This window comes from Colwellia sp. MB3u-41, assembly GCF_014076845.1.
In the GTDB taxonomy this organism is placed as follows: domain Bacteria; phylum Pseudomonadota; class Gammaproteobacteria; order Enterobacterales; family Alteromonadaceae; genus Colwellia_A.
On sequence record NZ_JACGUT010000077.1, the window covers coordinates 201,192 to 224,535 of the forward strand.

At 34.8% G+C, this 23,344-nt stretch carries 16 protein-coding genes; 2 read left to right on the forward strand and 14 right to left on the reverse strand.

The window, feature by feature from the left end; translation table 11 throughout:
* Positions 1 to 10: 10 nt before the first annotated feature.
* The 9 genes from H4J73_RS10085 to H4J73_RS10125 form a co-directional block, all read right to left on the reverse strand.
* Positions 11 to 943 (reverse strand): VanZ family protein, encoded by a 933-nt coding sequence (locus H4J73_RS10085; RefSeq protein WP_182180681.1) that lies wholly within the window; start codon positions 941 to 943, stop codon positions 11 to 13.
* Positions 930 to 3,893, reverse strand: coding sequence for a hypothetical protein (locus tag H4J73_RS10090; RefSeq protein WP_182180680.1), 2,964 nt, complete (start codon positions 3,891 to 3,893; stop codon positions 930 to 932). Before H4J73_RS10090 ends, H4J73_RS10085 begins: the two co-directional genes overlap by 14 nt.
* A 20-nt stretch (positions 3,894 to 3,913) precedes the next feature.
* A complete protein-coding gene (locus H4J73_RS10095) occupies positions 3,914 to 5,329 on the reverse strand; it encodes an archaeosortase/exosortase family protein (RefSeq protein WP_182180679.1) in 1,416 nt (471 codons plus the stop codon).
* A complete protein-coding gene (locus H4J73_RS10100) occupies positions 5,329 to 6,210 on the reverse strand; it encodes an XrtA system polysaccharide deacetylase (protein WP_310649669.1) in 882 nt (293 codons plus the stop codon). Before H4J73_RS10100 ends, H4J73_RS10095 begins: the two co-directional genes overlap by 1 nt.
* Positions 6,211 to 6,259: 49 nt before the next feature.
* Positions 6,260 to 8,869, reverse strand: a complete 2,610-nt coding sequence (gene prsT, locus H4J73_RS10105; protein WP_182223474.1) for an XrtA/PEP-CTERM system TPR-repeat protein PrsT — start codon at positions 8,867 to 8,869, stop codon at positions 6,260 to 6,262.
* A 129-nt stretch (positions 8,870 to 8,998) separates the two neighbouring features.
* Positions 8,999 to 9,784 (reverse strand): THxN family PEP-CTERM protein, encoded by a 786-nt coding sequence (locus H4J73_RS10110; RefSeq protein WP_182180677.1) that lies wholly within the window; start codon positions 9,782 to 9,784, stop codon positions 8,999 to 9,001.
* 760 nt (positions 9,785 to 10,544) lie between these two features.
* Positions 10,545 to 11,549, reverse strand: coding sequence for an NAD-dependent epimerase (locus tag H4J73_RS10115; RefSeq protein ID WP_182180676.1), 1,005 nt, complete (start codon positions 11,547 to 11,549; stop codon positions 10,545 to 10,547).
* A gap of 59 nt (positions 11,550 to 11,608) precedes the next feature.
* On the reverse strand, positions 11,609 to 12,955 hold the full coding sequence (locus H4J73_RS10120) for a UDP-glucose/GDP-mannose dehydrogenase family protein (RefSeq protein WP_182180675.1): 1,347 nt from the start codon (positions 12,953 to 12,955) through the stop codon (positions 11,609 to 11,611).
* A 166-nt stretch (positions 12,956 to 13,121) separates the two neighbouring features.
* On the reverse strand, positions 13,122 to 13,976 hold the full coding sequence (locus H4J73_RS10125) for a ThiF family adenylyltransferase (protein WP_182180673.1): 855 nt from the start codon (positions 13,974 to 13,976) through the stop codon (positions 13,122 to 13,124).
* A gap of 195 nt (positions 13,977 to 14,171) precedes the next feature.
* On the opposite strand from H4J73_RS10125, the gene prsT (H4J73_RS10130) reads away from it, so the two are divergent.
* Positions 14,172 to 16,919: an XrtA/PEP-CTERM system TPR-repeat protein PrsT gene (gene prsT, locus H4J73_RS10130; RefSeq protein WP_182180671.1), complete on the forward strand. Its 2,748-nt coding sequence runs from the start codon at positions 14,172 to 14,174 to the stop codon at positions 16,917 to 16,919.
* Positions 16,920 to 17,032: 113 nt separating this feature from the next.
* Here prsT (H4J73_RS10130) and H4J73_RS10135 read toward each other — a convergent pair whose 3' ends face one another.
* Together H4J73_RS10135 and H4J73_RS10140 are read right to left on the reverse strand one after the other, a co-directional pair.
* Entirely contained in the window at positions 17,033 to 17,839 is an 807-nt protein-coding gene (locus H4J73_RS10135) for a PEP-CTERM/exosortase system-associated acyltransferase (protein ID WP_182180669.1), read from the reverse strand.
* A gap of 115 nt (positions 17,840 to 17,954) precedes the next feature.
* Positions 17,955 to 18,779, reverse strand: coding sequence for a patatin-like phospholipase family protein (locus tag H4J73_RS10140; protein ID WP_182180667.1), 825 nt, complete (start codon positions 18,777 to 18,779; stop codon positions 17,955 to 17,957).
* A 151-nt stretch (positions 18,780 to 18,930) separates the two neighbouring features.
* On the opposite strand from H4J73_RS10140, the gene H4J73_RS10145 reads away from it, so the two are divergent.
* On the forward strand, positions 18,931 to 19,707 hold the full coding sequence (locus H4J73_RS10145) for a serine protease (protein WP_182180665.1): 777 nt from the start codon (positions 18,931 to 18,933) through the stop codon (positions 19,705 to 19,707).
* A 13-nt stretch (positions 19,708 to 19,720) separates the two neighbouring features.
* Here the strand turns inward: H4J73_RS10145 and H4J73_RS10150 are convergent, their stop codons facing one another.
* From H4J73_RS10150 to gpmI, 3 genes are all read right to left on the reverse strand, one after another.
* A complete protein-coding gene (locus tag H4J73_RS10150) occupies positions 19,721 to 20,485 on the reverse strand; it encodes a divergent polysaccharide deacetylase family protein (protein ID WP_182180663.1) in 765 nt (254 codons plus the stop codon).
* Positions 20,486 to 20,576: 91 nt separating this feature from the next.
* Positions 20,577 to 21,740 carry a murein hydrolase activator EnvC gene (locus tag H4J73_RS10155; protein ID WP_182180661.1) on the reverse strand — a complete coding sequence of 388 codons (1,164 nt, stop codon included), beginning with the start codon at positions 21,738 to 21,740 and terminating at the stop codon, positions 20,577 to 20,579.
* Between the two features lie 10 nt (positions 21,741 to 21,750).
* Entirely contained in the window at positions 21,751 to 23,292 is a 1,542-nt protein-coding gene (gpmI, locus tag H4J73_RS10160; RefSeq protein ID WP_182180659.1) for a 2,3-bisphosphoglycerate-independent phosphoglycerate mutase, read from the reverse strand.
* Between the last annotated feature and the right edge of the window lie 52 nt (positions 23,293 to 23,344).

Below are 23,344 nucleotides of genomic sequence, written 5' to 3' on the forward strand. Positions count from 1 at the left end.
GGCTTGGAAGTTACTTCAGTTCAATACTCCGAATGTAAATTATTTTGTTTGATGTTAAGTTCATCGCGAAAAATGTTACTTCACTTAGGTTTGTAATATCAATATATCTTGACTTAGCAGCCGTGCTTATCTTATTTATTGGAATAATAATATTATTTATTTTCGGTGTTAATAAGGTGCAATAATCAAAACGATCGCCATAGGCTTGGTTACCTGTGTCATGAATCATATCGGTGATTTTTATACATAACGTAATAACTTCAATGCCCTCTAAATATAGGGAAGTCTTAAAGGAGTGATAACCCTCCCAGTTTTTGTAAAAATTATTTAAGGTCAATGTCGTATATTTCTGATTTGCGACTAATGTAGCTTTTAATATTTTATTTGTACTGATACTGTTAGTTTGTAAAAGCGATAGTGATTTTCCAGACCAGTTATTCAAGTCATTCTCAGAATTAAAAGCGGCCAAAGTTGGCAATCTAGAATTGATCAAATACTCCATTTTAATGGCGGAAAATAACGTTTTTTGTTGCTCTATAATTAAACTAATTGCAATAAATAATAATATTAATGAACTAGCATTAGTGCTTCTTTTAACGAAGTAACAACTGTTTATAAGTAATGCACCCAAAAAGCTGAGGTATACATCGTTCCAGTCAAACTTCCTGCTAACTTTTATCTGTATTAACTCTATGATAACACCAAATGAAATAGCAATAATAAATGATAATACAAAAGGGGAAAACCTTAAATAATGCCTAAATTTAAGGTGGAATAGTGTGCTCAAAACAGCAAAAAAGAGGATATGCCCATTATTCCATAATAATAAGAATATTCTATTGTGATAGTCTGTAGGTCCGTCGATGAAAAAAAATAGGTATATCCCAGTAATTAGCAATATATATAGAAGGTTGTTTATATTTGCGCTTTTATTCTTCAACATTTAGCTTGATAAGCCCCATTGACGAAGACTTTATGTTTCCTGATGAATTATTATTGATGTTTAGGCTAAGCGTCAACCTTGCTTCTTCTTGTTTAAATTTAAAGTTATATTGTGCATTCGGAATTAGGTTTGTAATTAACACTTCTTTGGTTGCTTCATTGAAGTCCATTGTTAAATTTTCTATTTTGGTATTATCCTTCGAAAACACGGCTAAATAATTATCTACGACAATTCCAAAAGCATTTGAACTTTCAATTAAGCCTGTATTAGGTTTTTGAACATTGGGGTTTTTAAGTAAAATAACATGTGCAAAGTTATCGAGTAAATTTGGCGTTTTTGCTTGAACATTCATTGTCCATTGACCTAGATTTGGGTCTTTTTTGTACATATTATCTTTATAATCGGTATGGGGAGCAAAAGAATGTAAACGACCACTAACATCTTCTGTATCAAAGTAGTGTGGAACGGAGACAATAATTTTGTTGATAGTCATGTCTTTAGAAGTAATTGAGTTTATTTCTTTCCAATGCTTATAAGTGTTAGCAATTGGCATCTCAATCGTATATTTATAGCTTTGGCCATTAATAAACTTACCAAATAAAGTATTACTTGAATTATCAACTATCTGAGTCGTATACTTTTTATTATCAGAAATATAAGATAATTGATAGCCTTGCCATTGACCATCTTGCCAAGCCGCATTGTTATCAATTAAAAGATTCTTTGTTATCTGAGTCGGTTTGTCGGAGTAATAAATTTGTTTGTGTCCATTAAAAATTACTACCTCATGACTATTTTCGTTGTCATTTGTCTTACCCGTAATCGTTAATGAACCATTGACATCTTCACCTGATACAAATATTTCTAGCCAGCGTGGAATATCTAATGTTACAGGGTTTATGCCCTTAACATTATTATGTGATATTAATATAGTATCGCCGCCTCGGATAGTTGTAATATTTTCCTTAGGTAAAAGCGTATCGATATAGGTATTATTTAAAGGGTGCTCAATTTTTACATTACTATTGTTTTGGAATTGCTTCATCCCAAGATCCGAATTACTTAAGGTAGATACCGATTTTGGTTCGTCTACAGTATGTATGGTCCAAACTTTTTTGAAATTCTTATCGATTGACTTTACCCGATCGAAAATAACGAAAACGTCAGGTCGGATGAATAAAAATTCACGTTCAAAATAATCTACTTTTTTCGAGTAAGCTGCTGATGCATCACCAACGGTATAAGTATAATCGCCAGGTTGATGTTCAAATTTTATAATATTAGCTGTTTCATAAATACCTAAAGGGAATACATTACCAACCCTATCATTTGCTATTGCACATTTTTGGTCAAGGTTAAAACATAGGTCTTTATTCGATGGACTCACTTCGAAAATTTGGCCACCAAGGTTATCCGAAGTAACTAACTTCTTGCCAGAATATAATTCGCCTATTTTACCATTGCTTTCAATATCATAGCTTTCTCCAGGGTCAAATATTTTCAGGGTGTTCTTTGAAGCTGATCGAACATGGTACCAGAGATGCTTTTGGTTGTCTTTATTATTACGAATTCTTGACCCAGCATGTGGAATGACTTCGGTATTGCGGCTTATAAGAAATGAATTAGCGTCTTCAAATCTCCTGCTGATCCCTTCTCCGGCTAGAAAAACACCAAAAGTTGCATTCTTACTCCAGTCTGAACGCATAGTAACTATACCAGGCCCGCTAAAATAGCTCGCTGTTGGATTTTCATTTGGAGGGGATGAACTGAGGGTATCTTCAAAATATATTAGCTCCCAAAAAAGGTCATTATAGGGAGCGCCACAGCGATCTTTTTGCATACCATTTTTTACATAGTATTGCATTTTAGAATCTTGATAAAGAAATGCAGTTACAGCGGTTGCATTTTTATATGGCTGGCTCACAGAACTTGTTTGTGTATTCCAGATTTGAGCCCCAGTGTGGGTGGTGGTACCTGCTTTTCGACACCACTGGTCTACTTGATAGATTTTTTCAGTATGGGGAACTGAAATATTTTGATAAAATTTTGCTCTAAATTTATCATGCAATGCATTTTTAAAGTATTCTTTTCCTGTGAGAACATGGTGTTGTAATAGTAAATTTATACTGAAAGACTCATCATGAGCGTCATAACCGATATTATCATACATTCCGCCATACTGACCTTTAAGGGCATCGTTATAGTCTGAATTACCGGCAATTCTATTTTCAATTTTACTAAAATGTCCATCAAGAGATAGTTGTTGGTCAACCACACGGAGGAAATTACTTGCGTTAAATGGAAACGCTTTATCATCTTTATTTTTTTCTAAATTGCTATCAAAAAATATTGCTGCATATGCGTAAGCGGGTGCTTTAACCGAAGCACTGTGGTAACCCCATTTCGCGTCTAGTTCACCACGAGATTCTGCTATCGATGCTACATACCAAGGGTTGTTGCTTTTCGATACTCGCTGCATTATTGATAACTTGCTAGCTTCATCTAGTTCATTAAACATAATATCAACGGCATATAGTTCAGTTAATTTTGGTACACCTTTTGATGGTAGCCGTTCTAAAAACTTTTTCTTATATATTGAATTTTTTGTTGCTTTATAAATTAATGCTAAATTTACAAGGTCTACTGGGTTGCCTTCATCTTCAGATTTTTTAATTAAATTAAACCAACGAGAGTACGGTTTCCTTGCATTGGGCCCATACATGCGATTAATAACTAAAGTAAGTCGCTCTATATCTAGTAATACTCTAGGGTGTGATTGTCGTTTCCAATCATTAGAAGGGTCATCAGGTTGAAGTGATATTGAAGGCGGTAAGGTATTATCATTGCTCGCAGGAGTCTCACTTGCAACATTACTTTCGTTGCATCCTAAATTAAGAAGGCATAGAGTCAATAACAGAACAACTCTGTAAATTTTAATGAATATGTTCATTAGATAAACCTATAAGGTGTTTAATTTGGAGATTGACACCAAATTAATTTTAGTTTCATTTTTTCTTCGCTACCTAACAAATAGCTTATTTCAAATAACTTGGCCAGATATTTATTAGCTGTCTGGCTATCTGAATATTCGAACCAATAATAAAGAGTTGAATTTTTTCTATTTTTTATTGTAATTAAATCAAGTTTATTAACGATCATAGGTTGATGTAAATAATCCAGCTCAATTTTTGAACGTTTACTCACTATACTATAATTTTTATCAATCAGGTTGTTATAAGGAAGAATATTCTCACCGGGAGTTGTAAAGTCATATGTTCTTATCACTAATTTACATGCTTTGTTTTGATGAGTAATGCCAAGCTGTTCTTCGTTAAAGCGACCGTAAGCACTTAACAATGGAAAAAAATCTTCAGACTTGATAACTAAGTTATCAACGGATGAAGGCGTTTTTAGCTGCTGAAGCAAAATATTCTTAGTCAAAAAAACAGATGATATTATTAGGATAAACTTTACCATATGCATTGTGTAGGATAAATTTATTCCATTGTCAGTGTTTTTTTCTTTTGTCTTTACATTTGAAGTATACCCGTATTTTTTTCTTAAATGGTTAGCTAAGAATACAACACCACTTATGACAATTAAGAACAAGAACATACCATAATTGTCATGTTCTCTCATTAAACTACTTTTCATTTCTGAACTGTAACCAATATATATAAGGCCAATGACTCTAATCCAGTTAGTAATAATACCTAATACCATACCTGTGAGTATGATTAATAATTTGTATCGCTTTGGTAAAGCTTCTTGAAGTGCCGCATAAACAGCTAAAGCAAAACCTATTTGAAAGTAACGAATACCTGAGCAACCTTCAGCAACAACAATTGTCCCAAACGGTGTTTCAATATAATTATCGTGGATATATATAGTAAGATCACTAAAGCTAAAGAAAAAGGTCACGGCATATGTTGTTAGATCAACAAAAAAAGTATTAAAAAATTCCCAGAACGGAATGGCAAAAAGAAAAAATATTAAAGGAAAACTAATTGCCCTCAAATATTTTAACCCAAATATATAATAAATAGCTGTTAACCATATGAAATAAAGGCTAAATTGTTGGAATATCAAAATACCCCAAAATGAAGAGATTTCGTGGGCAAGGGTGAATAAAATAAGCATTATTATTAAAAAATGATTACTTTTAGTTTGATGTGTGTATTTAGCCGATGTATTGAATAATTCAAAAATTACAATAGCAAAAATTAAATAACCATGACCTAATGATTCGTCGAATTTATTCCACTTATCAATATAAGAAAATGCGGTCGATGGCAGTAGTAAACATATCACTGCCAACAACACTAAGGCGATTATTGGCGGGATATACTTCTTATTGAAAAAATTAATTTTATGTTCTTCAAACATCAAAAGTCACCAGAAGCAATATTTTTCCATTCTCCTAAATTAGGATAAGGTTTATTCATATGATTATTGGCAAGTGTTTTGAAATCAAAAGTAGTACATAATTTTTCTAATTTATTTAATGCACTATGTTGGTTTATACGATGCCTAAAATTAGATTTTAATGTACTTTTTATTCTCGGTTGCTGGGGATCATATTCCCACGGGTGTGTATAAAAGTTTACAAAATTTAGCTGCTTTTCAGATGACTTAAGCATTTTTTCAAATATAAAAAAGGGTAAAAGGCGAAAATATCCACCTCCACCGGCAGGTAGTATTTTGTCTCTAAATTTCACCGTTGAAATAGGAATTTCAAGTAAACCATTTGATAGATAATATGGTGTTCTAGGGGCTCTAGGTACACCATACAGATCATGTGATATAGGATATGTGCTAGAACTATACTGATAACCTGCTTTTTGGATTTCTTCATGCGCCCAGCTATTTTCCGGTGTAATAGAAAAGCATGGCGCGCGGTACCCTATAACTTTGTTGGAAGTAAGGTGTTCTAATAAGTCTTTTGCTTGGTTTATATCGGAACTAAATTCTTTTTGGTTTTGTTTTGTAATATGTTGATGGTTAAATCCATGGCTTGCAATCTCATGACCATAGTCTGCAATTTTTTGAACAAGTTTTGGATGCTTTATCGCAATTATCCCTAGAATAAAAAAAGTTGCCTTGGCTTTTTTTTCTTCAAGTAAGTCAAGTAATAAACTTATTTGGAAATCAATTCTACTTGGATAATTATCCCATTCTGAAATATCAATATCGTTTGCGAAAGCTTCTACTTGAAAGTATTCTTCTACATCAATTGTTAGAGATCTTTGTTTGTTTTCAATTTGCACTTTACTTATAACCTTCCTACGATTTTATTAATATTAACCTAATAATTACTTACTTACTAATAGCTGCTTTGATTACTGCTAAAGTATCTTTAATATCGGTGTTATCAGGTGATAAAAATACAGCTTTATCTATATACTTCTTAGCTTCAATAAATCTTCCTGATTCATATAGTATCCATGCCAAATTATTAAGAGCAACAATGCTTGATTCATCGTTAACGATGACTTTTTTGTATTGCAGAATTGCTTTTTGTTTATTGCTTTTATACAGCTCGTTAGCATAATAAAGACGAGTTGTTACTTCTGTGGGGTTGAGTTCTAAATAATTATCCATTATTTCTGCTGCTTTTTCGGGCTTGTTAAGTCTAATATTTGAATCAAAAATAAATGGAATTAACTTTTGATTATTTGTTTGTTGATAGCTTTCAGTTAGCAGCGTTAACGCTTCTGAGTACCGTTTAGAAAAGAATAATGCCTTACCTTTTAAGCCTGCTACAGTTGGTTGTTTTTGTTGTTCATTAGATAGGCTCTCAATGTAGCCAATTGCTTGGTCTGGCTTATTGTTAAAAATATAAAAATTAGCAAGAACTAATCCGATTTGAGTGTTATCGGGATATTTTGAATGTAGCTCTTCAAAAGTTTGCGTTGCTTTGTCTAAATTATTAAGTTTTTCATAAGCCATTGCTAATTTTTCAATTATTTTATTATTTTGATCATCTTCTGATATCAAGCTTTTATATATTGTGATGGCTTCATCGTATTGTTCAATTTTGTTATAAGATTCAGCAAGCGCTAGATTGATTTTTTTAGTGTTATATTGTGGTGGGAATTTTATTGATTTTAATAAGTCGATTGTTTTAGCTGCTTGACCTGTTAATAAATATATTTGAGCTAAAGTAAACCTTTCTTGGAAATCATTAGGGTAATTTTTATATTTATTTATTAAATTCTCTAAAGCTTTTTCTTTGCCAACAAGGCTTTCTTGTACTTTTAAATACCCTTTTATAACTTGTATAGTGTGTTTGTCTTTATCAATGGCTTTGTCAATATATGTAGCTGCTTCTTTGTGTTTATCTTGAGCAATTAGTATATTGCCAATATAAAGATTTGCGGGAACATTATTATCATCAATTAACAATATTGAATTGTATTGTTTAACAATAGCATTTTGATCAGGTGATTGCTTTCGCATTTCTAATCCTACAAGCAATAATTTATTTTCTATATTTTCAGGGGCTTCAACTATCCACGAATTAATATACTTTTTGGCTTTTACTGAATCATTTGCCGATATTAATGAAGATATTAATAACATTTTTACTTTTGATATTTCTATTACTGGTGCATTAGTATTAATAAGACGTTTTAGTGATTTTTCTAAATCTGTAATTCCACTTTCATCACCAGATGAAAGCTTTGCTAAGCTGATACCATTTAATATTTTTTGATTTTCAATGAGGCTTATGTCAATTTTTCGGAGTAATTGAGAAGATTCTATTTTTTCACCACTTTTTAATAATTCCAAACTAGCTAAAGCAAACATTTCAGAGTTGTCTTTTGACGAAGACGTTTTATCGTAAGCGTTAGCAATTGAACTGCCATCACCAAGGCGCAGTTGAATAGCAATATATAATTTTGTAATTAACGGATTGTTTGGAAAGTTAACTTTTAAAGCGCTAAGGTGAGATAAGGCTTGTTCGTCATTTCCTAAATGATAATGGACTAAACTTGCCGTTAATTTGGCTTGAGGAGTGAGCATACCCTGGTTTAAAGTAATATTTATGTGATTCAGCGCTTTTTTATAGTCTTTATTTACTAAGTCAAGTGATGCAGATAGAAGGTTTATATAGGGTTGATTTGGATATTTTTCTAACAACGCTGTAATGAATAATGTCGCCTTTTCAGTATTATTTGCTCTAACATAACTGTCGGCTAATTTCAGAGCTATTATATTATAGTTAGGTTTATTTTCTAGCATATTTTGATATACTAAAGCGGCTTCATCATATTTTTTTTCTGAGAATAATGCATTAGCTAGCAACTGACAAATCAACCATTGTGCTGGGTAATCGGAACACACCTTATCTAAACTCTTGGTGGTATATTCGATATTCGCCGGCTGTTTATAGGTATCTGCAATAGCAGTATTAACAGCAATGAGTTCTGGTTCATTGAGTTCTAAAGCCCATTTTTTAGATAAACTTGCTAGGTCAAAACTATTCTGTGCTTGAGCTTGGTTTAAATAACTTAACGAGGCTATATATGAAATCTTGGCTTTTTCAAAGATTGATAAGCTTGCTTCTTCTTTTTCCCAATAGGTGATTATGCCAATGTGATCATCTAATGCATAAAGTGTTAATAAATAATTTTTTGCAATATTAGTTGGATTATTAACTAATTTTAATACTTTTAAGTATTCTTTTTCGGCGTTAATAAAAAGGCCTAATTGATAATAGCTGTTTGCAATTAATATACGGGCTTGGGCATTCTGAGGTTGATCACGAATAATGTTTTTGGTTTGAATAATAACTTCTGAGTATTTTTGTTCTTCATACATACTCTCTGCCTGCATTAGTTTATCACTTAAGGATACTTCTGAACATCCTGAAACTAACATTAATAATATACAAAGCCTAATTTTTACTAAATACCCTTTCATCATAATCCCTTTAAACTCTAACTCTTAATGAATATATTGCAGAGTTCCTATTAAACAACATGTAAAAAAAAAGTCAATTGATAGTTCAATTGACTTTTATATGAAGATGAATAATCGTTTACTACAGATTTATGATCTACGTTTTCTAGATGAAGCTAAACCTAAAAGACCTAGACCTAAAATGGCAAGTGAAGTTGGCTCAGGTACAGCTACAGTTCTATCTAATCTTAAAAAAGTATAAATAGATGTTGTTTTATTTTCCTCAGTCCAAAAACGATTATACGCTAGAGGTGAAGCACCTTGGTTGTCTGTAGAAGCGAATATAGTGATTTCATAAGCCCAACCTGCAATTACAACAGGAACTGTTACCGGGAATGAAGCACCATTTACAGTATAATCGAAACGGTCATCACATACTGAACCATGATCATGTTGAACTAAATCCCCTTGGAATTTTTCGCCATTATCTTTACTACCAGCGTCACAATCACCGTTTCCTGTTTCTTTAAAATCGATATTAAATTCTGTATTGATTACATTGCCTGGAAATGGTGTCCAGAGACTGTCATCTGATGTTACGTTCAATATACCACCAATAATTGCATTGACTAATGTTCTGCCGCCAATTGGATAATTACCATGAGTTAAGGTTGAAAGTAAGTAGTTTGTACCTAAGTCATTTATATCTGTTGGTGCTTCATCAACTAATTCTAAATAGCTTGGGTTATTGTCAACATTAGTACCCCAAGAGATTTTTGAACTAAGACCAATATCGGTTTGTGAGACAGGGTCTCCATTAGTATTTGTAGATGAAGTGAAACCACCAGTACCTTCAACAGTTATGAATGCAGCGTTAGCGCCAACTGATAAAGACGTTACTAAAAGACCTATTGTTAATTTTTTCATTAAGTTCATTTTTACTTTCCTTTATTTTGTAAAATGCTATTTTTTAGCTCCTACCAGATAGTATGCACTAGGTGTGCCACATTTTGTTTTTTTATGATTTACAGTGTTTTATGTTTTTATTGTGTTTTATTTAAACCTCATGTGTAAAAAAAACGGACATAATCTCAGCTAGCTTTCTTGACCGCCTCACCTTATAAGTAAACTCAAAAGGTGAGGCATATAATCGTGCTTGCATAGTATCTTTTTAGCCATATGTAAGACTTATTTTAATGTAGCCTAACATTATGTGATATTAAATAACTCCTCTTGGCTTTATGTGGAATAAAACTAAATTGTTCAGATTTTAGAGTATTCCAAAAAGGAATATGCTGTAAATGTTAAAATATCCAATTTAGCTGATACTTATGCTCAAGCTTTGCTAAAGTCAGGAAAGAAAGGTGAAGCATGATAAAAGCTAAAGCTGCTTATGATTTGTCTAAGGGAGTGAATATCGTTTTAAACTTTGCTGGAATTTTATTTAGCAAATAAATACAACGAAGAAGTTCATGTATATTAGATGACATAATAGTAGTACGTAGGATCTAAAACTCAAAAAAATTATCTAATTCACTTCTAAGTGTAAATGTTTTAAGTATTCATATAAGTGTTTTAAACGGGCTATATTACTTATCGAAAGAGTTTGTAAATATAGTAGCCATCACCTAGTGAAGTTTGGTGATAGCTAATTATGAAGTGTTACTCCGAATATTTCAGGTTAGTTAAGTTCAAACTATGAATAAAATTTTCGATACCATTGAACAAAATTATCCACGCCTTGTTCAACACTCATCGATGGTTTGTACCCTGTAGCTGTAAATAAATCTTCAACGTCTGCATAGGTTTGGTAAACATCACCTGGTTGCATCGGCATAAGATTTTTGTGGGCTGTTGTACCAATAGATTTTTCTAACGATTGGATAAAGTCGAGTAATTTAACTGGATTGCCATTCCCAATATTAAATATTTTATAAGGGGCTGAGCTATTGGCTGCAGAGGCCGTTTCGATTTTCCAGTCATTATTTATCTGTGGAATAATATCTTGAATACGAATAATTCCTTCAACAATATCGTCGATATATGTAAAGTCTCTACGCATATCACCTTGATTATAAACATCAATTGGCTCACCATTTATTATAGCTTTGGTAAACTTAAATAATGCCATGTCTGGGCGCCCCCAAGGGCCATAAACTGTGAAGAACCTCAGGCCAGTAGTGGGAATGGCGTACAAATGTGAGTAGGTATGAGACATTAATTCGTTTGACTTTTTCGTTGCTGCATACAAAGAAATCGGGTGATCTACACTATCTGAAGTTGCAAAAGGTATCTTACTGTTTAATCCATAAACTGAACTTGATGAAGCATACACAAGATGCTTAACATCATTATGACGACATCCTTCTAATATCGCCAAATGGCCAATTAAGTTAGAGTCGGCATACGCCATAGGATTATCTATTGAGTATCGAACGCCAGCTTGTGCTGCAAGGTGTATAACACGATCAAATTTTTCACGAACAAACAAATCACTTATACCGCTTCTGTCTGCAAGATCTAGTTTGATAAATTTAAATAAAGGTAATTTGGCTAATACGTCTAGCCGAGCCAACTTTAAATTTACATCGTAATAATCATTAAGGTTATCAATACCGATAACATCATGGCCTTGTTCAACTAAACGTTGAACAACATGAAAGCCGATAAAACCAGCAGCACCTGTTACTAAAAATTTCAAATTTTTTCCTAAACTTTATATGTATTATAGGGCGTAATATTGTTTCAGCCAGACTACGTTTAACCTACATTTTTATTAATGCTTTCACCACGGCCAATGCCATAATAAGCAAAGCCACGTTCCTTTAACAAAACTGGGTCATATAAGTTACGACCATCAATAATCACTTTGTGTGATAATGATTTTTCAATTAAATCAAAATCGGGCGCTCTAAATTGACTCCATTCGGTACAAATTACTAAAGCATCGGCACCATTTAATGCTGATTCTTTAGTGCCAACCAAAGATAAATCATCGCGAACACCATAAATACGTTGGCACTCTTCCATGGCTTCGGGATCATAGGCTTGCACTTTAGCGCCTGCCTTCCACAATGATTCCATTAACACCATTGCTGATGCTTCGCGCATATCGTCGGTTTGAGGCTTAAACGATAAACCCCAAACAGCAACAGTTTTACCGGCTAAGTTACCATTGAAATATGTATTTAGGTTGTTAAATAATTTCTGTTTTTGTGCATAGTTAACGCTTTCAACGGCTTCCAATAAAGCTGGCTTATATTCAATACCGTGAGCAGTACGTACTAATGCTTGTACATCTTTTGGGAAACATGAGCCACCGTAGCCACAACCAGGGTAAATAAATTGGTAGCCAATGCGAGAATCTGAGCCAATACCGTGGCGTACAGCTTCAATATCAGCCCCTAATAATTCGGCTAAGTTTGACATTTCGTTCATAAATGAAATTTTAGTGGCTAACATACAGTTTGCAGCATACTTAGTTAATTCTGCAGAGCGTACGTCCATAAATATCATGCGGTCATGATTACGGTTAAACGGTGCGTATAGTTCTCGCATTGAGGTTTGTGCTTTTTCGCTATCAGTACCTACTACGATACGGTCAGGCTTCATGCAGTCATTTACAGCTGCGCCTTCTTTTAGGAATTCAGGATTAGAAACAACATCAAATTCAAGAGCAACTTTTCGTTCAGCAAGCACGGAGGTGATTTTAGCTGCTACTTTGTCTGCAGTTCCAACTGGAACGGTTGATTTATTAATAATAATTTTTGGTTCTGTCATGTAAGTTGCTATGGTTTCAGCCACTTTTAGTACATATTTTAAATCAGCAGAGCCATCTTCATCAGGTGGAGTACCAACAGCAATGAATTGTATTTGTCCGTGTAATACACCAGCTTGAGCATCTGTGGTAAAATTTAGCTGTCCATTTTTATGAGTTTCTTGAACTAGCGGTGTTAAGCCTGGCTCATAAATTGGAATTAAACCTTTTTTAAGGTTATCAACTTTAGTTTGGTCAATATCAACACAAACTACATCATGCCCTACGGACGCTAAAACGGCTGCTTGGACTAAGCCAACATAACCAATACCAAAAACAGTGACTTTCATTATTTCCCTTTAATCTTATTTTTAAACGTTAAATTAGGCATTATTAACTACGCCTAATGTTTAGTTGTATTTTGAAACGATACCTAATTTACTTATCGTTATTCAATTAATAGTAATTGATTTTGACAATATTTAATTGTTTTATCTAGTCAGAATAGAAACAAAATTATTTTTCTACAATTTTTTTGGCCATGTGAAACATTATCCTTGGCATTAAGCCTGCATTACCAAATGGTCGCCACGTTTTTTTGAATTTATTGCGATAAGCATCGAAATGAAGACCATGGGGTGCAGCGATTATTTCACCACGATTCAGTAATATTTTAAGTGCATAAGTTTCAGCAATACCCGCGCAAAGGTTAACTGCCATAGGGGTAGAAGGGCCGCGTTTTTCTTTAAAGCTTACTCGGCTTTCATCTACTAGGTATGAGCGCTGTAACATGGCGGGAGATAAACCGATTAAAAATTGAATGAGTTGATCGTCTTCAGTTTGTTTGTCTTCAAAACGAAAATATTCTTCATAAGTCATTTTTCCAGGCAGAAAGCATAAGAAAGCAGCTCCCATTCCAAGAGGCGCAGCTGTAATTACGGGGATGTTTTTTTCATAACATTTTTTAAACACTGTTTTTCGAGCTTCTAAGGCAAAAAAATCTAATGCATCAACATATAAATCAATACCTTCTAAAAATTTATCTACATTATGATCAAAAATACCTTCCGGAAAAGACTTTATCTGTGCTTCAGGGTTGATGTCGAGGGTCATTCGTTCCATCACATTAACTTTTTGTTCTCCTAAAGTTGACATGAAAGCGCCCGATTGACGATTAAAATTATGTACTTCAAAATCATCGAAATCAGAAATGTTAAAATTTCCAACACCCAGTCTGGCTAACGTCAGAAGATGTACTCCGCCTACGCCACCAGCGCCAGCTATAGCTACGTTTTTCCCGCGAAGAATTTGTTGCTCATCTTCAGTAACCCAACCAATGTTTCTAGAAAAAGCTTTTTCATAGTTAAACATTCTATATACCTTTAAAATTTGTAATTATGTGAATAGCCGAAGAAATTAAATTGTATCCAGTAAGTCATATTACAAATATCTAACCTTATTATACTTTGTATATGTTGTAATGATTTATATTTCATATAAAAAGATGATTTAATGCTTTATTATCATATGTAGTATTTAATCTAGCAAAAACATACAGGAAGTTTAATGAAATTTTTAAAGTCGATAATATGTATAAGTGTTGTTATGGTTTTATCTGCATGTTCTGACACTGAGTCGGCACAAACATATATCGCTAAAGCAGAGAGTTCAATTTTAGCAAAGGAAAACAACACCGCAATTATTTCATTAAAAAATGCCCTTAAAGTTGATGGTAAAAATGCATATGCTAGATTCTTATTAGGCCAGTTATATCTGGGCGCAGGAGATGCTGAAAATGCAGTAAAAGAGTTAGAGCGTGCTAATACATTAAAATATGACCTTGATAAAGTGCTACCTTTATTAGCTCGTGCCTATATATTGACAGAATCTGATGATGATGTTTTAGCGCTTGAAATACACGAAAAGTCTTTATCAATACCAAATACTCAATACCTCGCCTATAAAACTTTAGCATCATTGAGATCTGGAAAACATGATCTTGCCCAGGCAATAGTTGATGAGGCACTTTCTCTATTTGGATCAGATGGCTACAGCCTGTTAGCGAATGCCTATTTAGCCTTTTCAACACAAAATATTGAGCAAGCAAGTTCACTTGTGAAGCAAATTTTAAACGCGATGCCAAATAATGCTGATGCACTTATGTTACAAGGTCAGATTGCGACGGTTGAAAAAAACTATGCTTTGGCTGTTGATAGCTTTAAGCAATATCAAGTATTACAACCTAATTCAGGTAAAGTGCAATTTTTCATCGCTGATTCGTTAATCAAAAATGGCCAGTATGATGAGGCTGAGGCCATTGCTGATGTTATTTTAGCAAGAATTCCGACTCAACCTTTTTTACAATATATTAAGGCGATGGCACGCTTTGAAAATAAAGACTACAAAACGGCAAACGTTCTTGCTAATCAATCATTAAGTTCAGGGTTTAATTCTTTTAGTTTGAAATTAGTTGCCGGGGCAAGCGCTTTTTATCTGCAAAACTTTGAGCAAAGCCATCGTCATCTGAAAGATTTGATTTCATATTTACCCGCAGAACACCCGGTCAAAAGAATGCTTGCGTTAAGTCAATTACAGTTAGGTTTGATTGATGATATTAGCGAAACACTAAATGGTTACAACTCAAAGAATAAAGAAAACGCACAGTTTTTATCTACATTAAGTTATGGGTTATTAGAAGTAGGCGCTTACGAAAAAGCACAAGAAATGGCTAGTTATGCCGCTAGTGCAGAGGATATGACGGCTGAAGAAGTTGCAAGAGCCGGTATGTTAAAACTGATGATGAATGATCCTTCTGGCATTGAAAAATTAGAATTAGCTTTACAGCAAGACCCTGAATTGATTTCAGCAGAGCTTGCACTGGCCTTTGCTTCAATTCAGTCTGGAAACTTGGCTAGAGCTACTAAAATTGCAGACAAGTGGTTGGAGTTATACCCAAATAAAGCAGGGGGACATAATCTACAAGCGAGAATCTTATTCAAAAATAATAAATTTGAGGAAGGAAAGGCTGCATTAGAGAAAAGCCTAGCATTAGAGCCTAATAATGTGTACGCATTAACTGAAATTGTAAAGTTGGCTGCTTATCAAAAAGATACCAAACAAGCTACGTTATTGACAGAGCAGGCACTTAAAGCACATCCGAATAATATTGAAGTACTTCGCCTATACTTTGAGTTTCACAAAAATGAAGAAGGCTTAGAGGTGATTGCTCAGGTTCAAAAAAGTAATGCCGATAATGTTAAACATGGAATTCTATTAGCCGAAGCTTTTATACAGTTAGATCAATTTAGGCAAGCTAGTACGATATTGAACGGTTATCAATTGAGTGGAAGAACGCCAAAACGTTATTGGCAGTTAGTACTTATGGCTAATGCTAAACAGCCAGATGCTAAAGATGTCTATTCAATTTTAGATAAGTGGTTCAAGAATAATCCTTATCATATTGAACCTGCCTTTTTATTAGCAAATTATTGGACGAGCAAAAAATTTCCTGACAGAGCATTGAGTGTTTTAGATGAAGCCTCTAAAAAGCATCCTAACAATCTAATGATTAATTTGGTGAAAATGCAGGTTTTATTAGATAGTGGTGGAATAGCAGATGCGAAAGATTTGTTTAAATCATTAGACAAATTTGATGTTAATGACGATTTAAAAGCAGGAATAGAAGGTAGGATTTTTTTACTGGAAAGAAATTTTATTGGTGCAATACCTAAACTTCAGCAGCAGTATAAGGCCAGACCTACTAGTAATAATGCGACGTTTTTAGCTTTTGCTTTGGAAGGAAATAATCAAAAATCGCAAGCTATTGAGTTGTTAGAGCAGTTTTCTGATAAGGAAAGTATAGAAAATAGCATTGATCCTCGCGTTAGCCTGAGTTTAGCAAATATGTATTTAGCTGAACATAAAGATAAAGCTATTATTGAATATGAAAGACTTATTAAAGCTAGCCCGAAAAATATTGTGGCCTTAAATAATTTATCATGGCTTTATATGGAAAACAAACAACATTCACAAGCCCTGAAATATTCGAAACAAGCCTATGCTCTTAATTCGACAATACCGAATATTGTTGATACTTATGCTCAGGTCTTATTAACGTTAGATAATAAAGTAGAAGCATTAGCAAAAGCAAAAGAAGCTTATGATTTGTCTAAAGGGAAAGATACTGATATTGCTTTAAACTATGTAGAAACGTTATTAGCAAATAATTATAGAGTGGAAGCCCAACGAATATTGAGCGTAATAACGGTTGTATCAGCGGAGCAAATAGAGAAAAAAAGGAAATTGTCTGAATAGTTGAAGGTTTGTTTTATTCGTAGCGAAAAGAGAAGAAGTACATTTTATTTTCGCTACTTTTATCAGCATTTTCTATGATGTTATTATGAACAGTGAATATTCGACATAGTTAATTAAAACTGACTACGGATATCTTTTTGTATTTCTTTATATAAGCTCTTAAAGCCACTTGTTAGGTTTTCTAAAAATATTTCAGCATTAATATAATAGGGAGCGCGTAAGCCGTGATATTCAATCGGTTCACCAATTTGAATAAACTTAATTCCAACGAATTTCATACTGCGAGCCAAACGTGGCTCCATCATAACAAAAGCGTGTTTAATCCCTTTATCAATAGCTAATGTTCCTGCAACCATATATAAACCGATAGCGATAAAAGGAAAACAACGTAATTCAGATTCTGAATAAGTACTTTCATGAATCGCACCAATTGCTGAACCTTTAAAGCGATCTGACTTACGACGTCTAAAATCAGATTTTACGGCTAAGCGTGAAAACTCGCCAATTTCGGAACGTTTGAAATTTTCTGGTTTGTATCTATCATCTTGAATAGCGTCATAACAAAATTTTTCTATAGGAAGCAATTGAACTTCAGAATTTGAGCAGACGATCCTGACACAGCTAGTGTAGTTTTTTGTGGGTTTATGTTGAATAAGGGCAAAAAGAGAATGAGAGTCAAACTCGTCCATTTCCATACCGTCATCTTTTTGGTGTTCAAAAGCTAATTCTTCGCAGTAAACATTATGACGAATTTTAAAGACTTCTTTTTTTAGATCTTCTGTAGAGGCATATTGAGGTTTGAGAAATTTTGTAAAATGCTCAGCAATGTTTCCCGCATCATGGTTCACCTTCAATGAAGCAACTTTTTTTGCTACATCACCTATTATAGGAGAATTTAATATTATTTTACTAAGACTCATCTACTTATCCAATTGTCATCATCACATTTAGTGACAATAGTTGTCGCATCACCATAGATATTACTATTAATAATAACCTAATATTAGATAATTATTAGTAATAAGTGAAAAATTTTTATTTCGGTCCAAGTTTTATCGGTAATACTTCTTCTGCGGTTTTTAAACCAATATCAAACAAGGCTTTTTTTTGGTCTGTTGTCATGGAAAAGTCAACGGCAGAATAGTTGCCAATGTTCACCACAACGGTATTGTGCCAGAAAGCATCATTAATATATTCACGTGAAAGAGTGGTCATAAAAGTACGAATAAGGAGAGTTACGTATTTATAAATGGGGAAAAAACCTTTGATATTAACTTCGTTATTTTCATGCTCACCCTTAAGGCGAAAACATAATACTGGTGTCCCGTCTTTTGCCCAATCACGATGAAGCGCATCTTCAGACAAAATACTACCGTCAACCATGACATGTTCGCCAAAAGTTTTGAAACTAAATATTAATGGAATGGACATAGAGAATCTTACCGCGAGTGATACTTTTACATCTGGCGTTAGTTCTTTGTTAAAAATAACAGGTGTACCTTTAGCTACATCAGTGGCAACAATATGTAAATTGTAATCAAGTTCGGCAAATGTTTTTCCATCTAGTAATTTATCCATCCATTGCTCAAAGCGGTCGCCCGAGCTTAAGCCGCCATTACGAATTAATTTCAATAATGAAAACTCTCTAAACTGGTTATAGTCCGTATTTAACGCTATATCCTTAATTTCAGAAGGGCTTAGACCAGCAGCAAATAAACTACTGACAATACTGCCTCCTGAAACCCCCACTAAGTGATTAAAGTCGATATCAAACGCTTGTAACGCATGTAAAATTCCAACGTGTGCGGGTAAGCGTGTACCGCCTCCTGCAAAGATAGGAACGACTGTTTTTTTTGTCATACTTTTAAACGACCTTTAATAAGTGATTAAGATACGCAGGGATATAACATATTGTTCTAATTATTTTAATTATGAGCAAAGATAACTGTTTTTGCGAGGAAAACGCAGTAAACTTCTTGGCAGGTAATTTAATAATGAACAGAGTGTTGCAATGCGTTATATCAAAATAGTTTTGAGTACTTACTTAATTTTATATGCCAACTTAGTTATAGCTGATTTGGCCGATACTGTTGAAAAAATAAAGCCCGCCGTCGTGGGTATAGGTGTTCACACTCCATCTGGTCGGCAGAAAAACAGCTTGAACGGTAGTGGTTTTGTTATTGGTAATGGACAATATGTCGTAACCAATCATCATGTTCTGCCAGAAGACCTTGATGAAAGTATTTTACAACAAATGGCGATTTTTACGGGCTCAGGGAAGAGTGCTAAAGTACGTACAGCTGATATTGTCGCAAGTTCTCAGCTTCATGATATCGCTATCTTGAAAATTCATGGTGCGCCACTGCCCGCGATGCAACTCGCAGATAAAGGGTTTCGCCGTGAAGGCAGCTACGTCGCTTTTACGGGGTTTCCTATTGGCGCGGTATTAGGGTTATACCCTGTCTCTCATCGTGGCATTATTGCCAGTATTACACCAACCATTATACCCGTTGATAACGCACAACAAATTAGTATTAAGATGCTGAAAATGCTGAGAAACCCGTATTTGGTTTATCAACTTGATGCGACAGCATACCCAGGAAATAGTGGCAGTGCTCTGTATGATGTAAACACTGGGGATGTTATTGGTATTATTAATAAGGTTTTTGTACAGGAATCGAAAGAGGCTGTTATTAGTAAGCCCAGCGGTATTACTTACGCTATTCCCGTTAAATATTTATTAGCTTTATTACAAGAACATAAAATTGATTACCTTAAAGCTAATTAACTTTAGCTTTCTGTCAATCTTCACTTATTATTGCAGGTGCGTGACTATTTTCGGGCTTGCCAATTAATGTTGAAATTGAAACGAGGTCAATATCGAGCTCTGTTAGCAAGGGAAGTAAACGATTGAGTGCAAGGATGGTTTCAGGATGAGGATGAGCAATAGCGACAACCGACTGATATCGTTGAGCATGGTCAATAAGTTGCATGAATTGTTGATCAATATAGTCACTGCTTAATTCGTTATCTAAAAATATTTGTCGATGTGTCGTCGGTACGCCTATTTGAAGCGCAATACGCTCGGCTTTCGTTCTGTTCGTTGTTACGCTGTCGACAAAAATTAAATCTCGTTCTTTTAAAAAGCGCATCGTCCACATCATAGGACTATAAAGTTTAGTAAGTTTGCTACCCATATGGTTATTAATGCCGATAGCAAAGGGGATCTCAGCAAATGCTCGTGTAAGCTCACGGCGAATAGATTTTTCATCCATATGTACCGTTAATGCGCCAGGACCTAATGCTTTACCATTTTCTGCTTCCATTGGAATGTGTAAAATAATTTCGTTGTTCTTGTTATATGCTTGTGCAGCTAAGATTTTGCCAAACGGGGTATGAGGAAGAATAGCAAAGGTTATTGCTCCTGGTAACGTTAGCGCGGCAGCATCACTTTTTCGGTAACCAATATCATCAATAATAATCGCAACTTGAGCGTTTTTAGCGACAGTTAACGGAGCGATGCTCAACAATGTGAATAAAATAAGTAATAGGAGAAATAAACGCAAAAGAACTCTTAATTTTAAAAAGGAATTGATATTGGCTCAGATTATCAGGAGAAAAAGTTAAAATCGAGCAGGAGTGATCATTTGTTTTCGCTTACTTAAACCAAGCTTTAGGATTGACCGCTTGACCATCTCTGCGAATTTCAAAATATAAGCCTGATTGACTTTGCCCACCACTTTGCCCAACAAGTGCTATCGGTTCACCTGTTTCAACGCGGTCACCTACTGATTTTAACAACGCTTGGTTATGGCCATATAAGCTCATGTAGCCTGCGCCGTGGTCTAATACGGTGACTAAACCATAACCTTTTAACCAATCAGAAAATAATACGGTGCCGTTATGAATGGCTTTAACTTGCTTGCCAACAGGAGCGGCTAATAGAATGCCTTTCCACTTTAAATAGCCCTGTTTACGAGAGCCAAAACGGTGACTAATTTTACCTTTGATCGGCCATGAAAGTTTTCTTTTTAACTTTTTAAGGCCAACCAGTTCGGCACTTTGCTGCGATAATGTTGCGATACGTTGCAATGCAACCACTAAATTTTCTTCTTCAGCCACTAGCTTGGCTAACAGTTGTTTACTGTTAAGGAGTTCTTTATTTATTGCGCGAAGGGTGTTTTTTCGCTCTTGTTTACTCCCTTGAAAAACGACTTTTTGTTCAGTTTGTTGTTGTTTTAGAAGATTTAATCTTTTAGCTTGTTCTTGGTGTTGTGTCGTTACAGCGAGTAAATCACTTAATACGATTTGAAATTGGTCGATTTCTTTAATCCGGGCATCGTTTAAATATTTATAATAAGTAACAGTTCGCTCAACGCTAGCTGGACTCTTTTGATTGAGTAATAACTTAAGGTAGTCGTGATTCCCCGATGTATAAGCCGCTCTTAACTGCTGTGCGAGCACTTTTTCTTGCTGTTGCTTTTTATGAGTGAGCGATACTTTTTCTTGTGTAAGATTTTTTAATGTTAGCTGTGTATCTTCAAAATTAGTATTGGTTTTGATCATCGCTTTTACAATTTTAGCGATAGAAATGTCGTCATTGCGTAATTGCTTTTCTAATGAAGAGCGTTTATTGCTCGTTTGTTTAATAGATTTTTGTTGATCGGATATTTGTTGTTGAACTTTAGACAGTGCTTGATTAGTTTTTTGCTGGTTGTTCTCGTTATCTGATGATTGTTGGGCAAGACTCTCCGACATCAACATGCCGCTAAGGCTAACTATTGATGCAAATAAAAGTATTTTTTTCACGAAGATTTTCATGTTAATAATCCTAAACAAACTTCATCAAGGAATGGCCAGTCATTTGCTCAGGTTGTTCTATGCCCATCAATTGCAATATAGTGGGTGCAATATCACTTAATGCACCTTTTTCTGCAGGTTGGGCCGCTCGGCCAATATAAATTAATGGCACAGGTTCACAGGTGTGTGCGGTGTGTGCTTGGCCTGAATTGTTATCAAGCATTTGTTCAGCATTGCCGTGATCGGCGGTAATTAAGCACTCTCCACCCACAGTCTCTAGAGCAGCAACAACACGACCTACGCTTGCATCCACTGCTTCACAAGCCGCTACGGCAGCATCAAATTTTCCTGTATGACCGACCATATCCCCATTGGGATAATTACACACGATAAAGTCATGGTCGCCGCTTTCAATCGCCGCTACTAATTTATCTGTTAATAAAGCTGAATTCATTTCTGGTTGTAAATCGTAGGTAGCAACTTGTGGGGAAGGCACTAATATGCGCTGTTCGCCAACAAACTCACTTTCTCTACCGCCACTGAAAAAGAATGTAACGTGTGCATATTTTTCGGTTTCTGAAATACGTAATTGCGTTTTGTTATGTTTCTCTAGCCATTCACCCAGTACGTTCTCAAGTGCCACTTTAGGGAAAGCGATATTGGCTTTTATGTCGTCGGCATATTCGGTGAGCATGACAAAGTCGGCAATAGCAGGAGATTTCTTACGCTTAAAGCCAGAAAAGTCTTGTTCAGTGAAGCAGCGGGTAAATTGACGAGCACGGTCGGCTCTAAAATTCATAAAAATTAATGAGTCACCATCACCAATTTCAATTGCGTTGCCGTTATTATCTAAAATGGCAGACGCCGCAACAAATTCGTCATTTTCCTCACGAGCATACGCCGCTTTTAAGGCGTCAGTTACGCTTGAATATTGATGTTTTGCTTCACCACTGACCATTAAGTTGTAAGCTAACTCGACACGATCCCAACGTTGGTCACGGTCCATCGCATAATAACGGCCAATAACTGAGGCTATTTGCCCACAGCCAAGTTGCTTGAATTTTTCTTGTGCTTTGATTAATGATGCTTCTGCACTACGTGGCGGCGTATCACGGCCATCTAAAAAAGCGTGTAAATAGATTTTACTTGCGCCTTTTTCTTTCGCAAGCTCCAGCATAGATAGAATATGATCTTCGTGACTATGAACACCGCCAGGCGATAATAAACCAAATACATGTATCGCTTTATCATTCACTATTGCATGCGTAACCGCATCATTGAGTGCTTTGTTGCTGTTAAATTCTTTATCTTTTATCGATTTGGTAATACGAGTGAAGTCTTGGTAAACAATACGTCCAGCACCTAAATTAACGTGACCAACTTCTGAGTTACCCATTTGTCCGTCAGGTAAACCTACTGCCATGCCGGATGTGCCAATTAACATATGTGGATATCGCGCATTTAAATCGTCTAGTACCGGCGTTTTTGCATGAAAAATAGCGTTAGACTCTGTTGACTCTCGGTATCCCCAACCATCTAAAATCAGTAATACGGTAGGTTTTTTATTTGGCATTGTCGTTTCCATAAAGGTGAAATTAGCTAATTATTCGCCAGTATACCAAGCA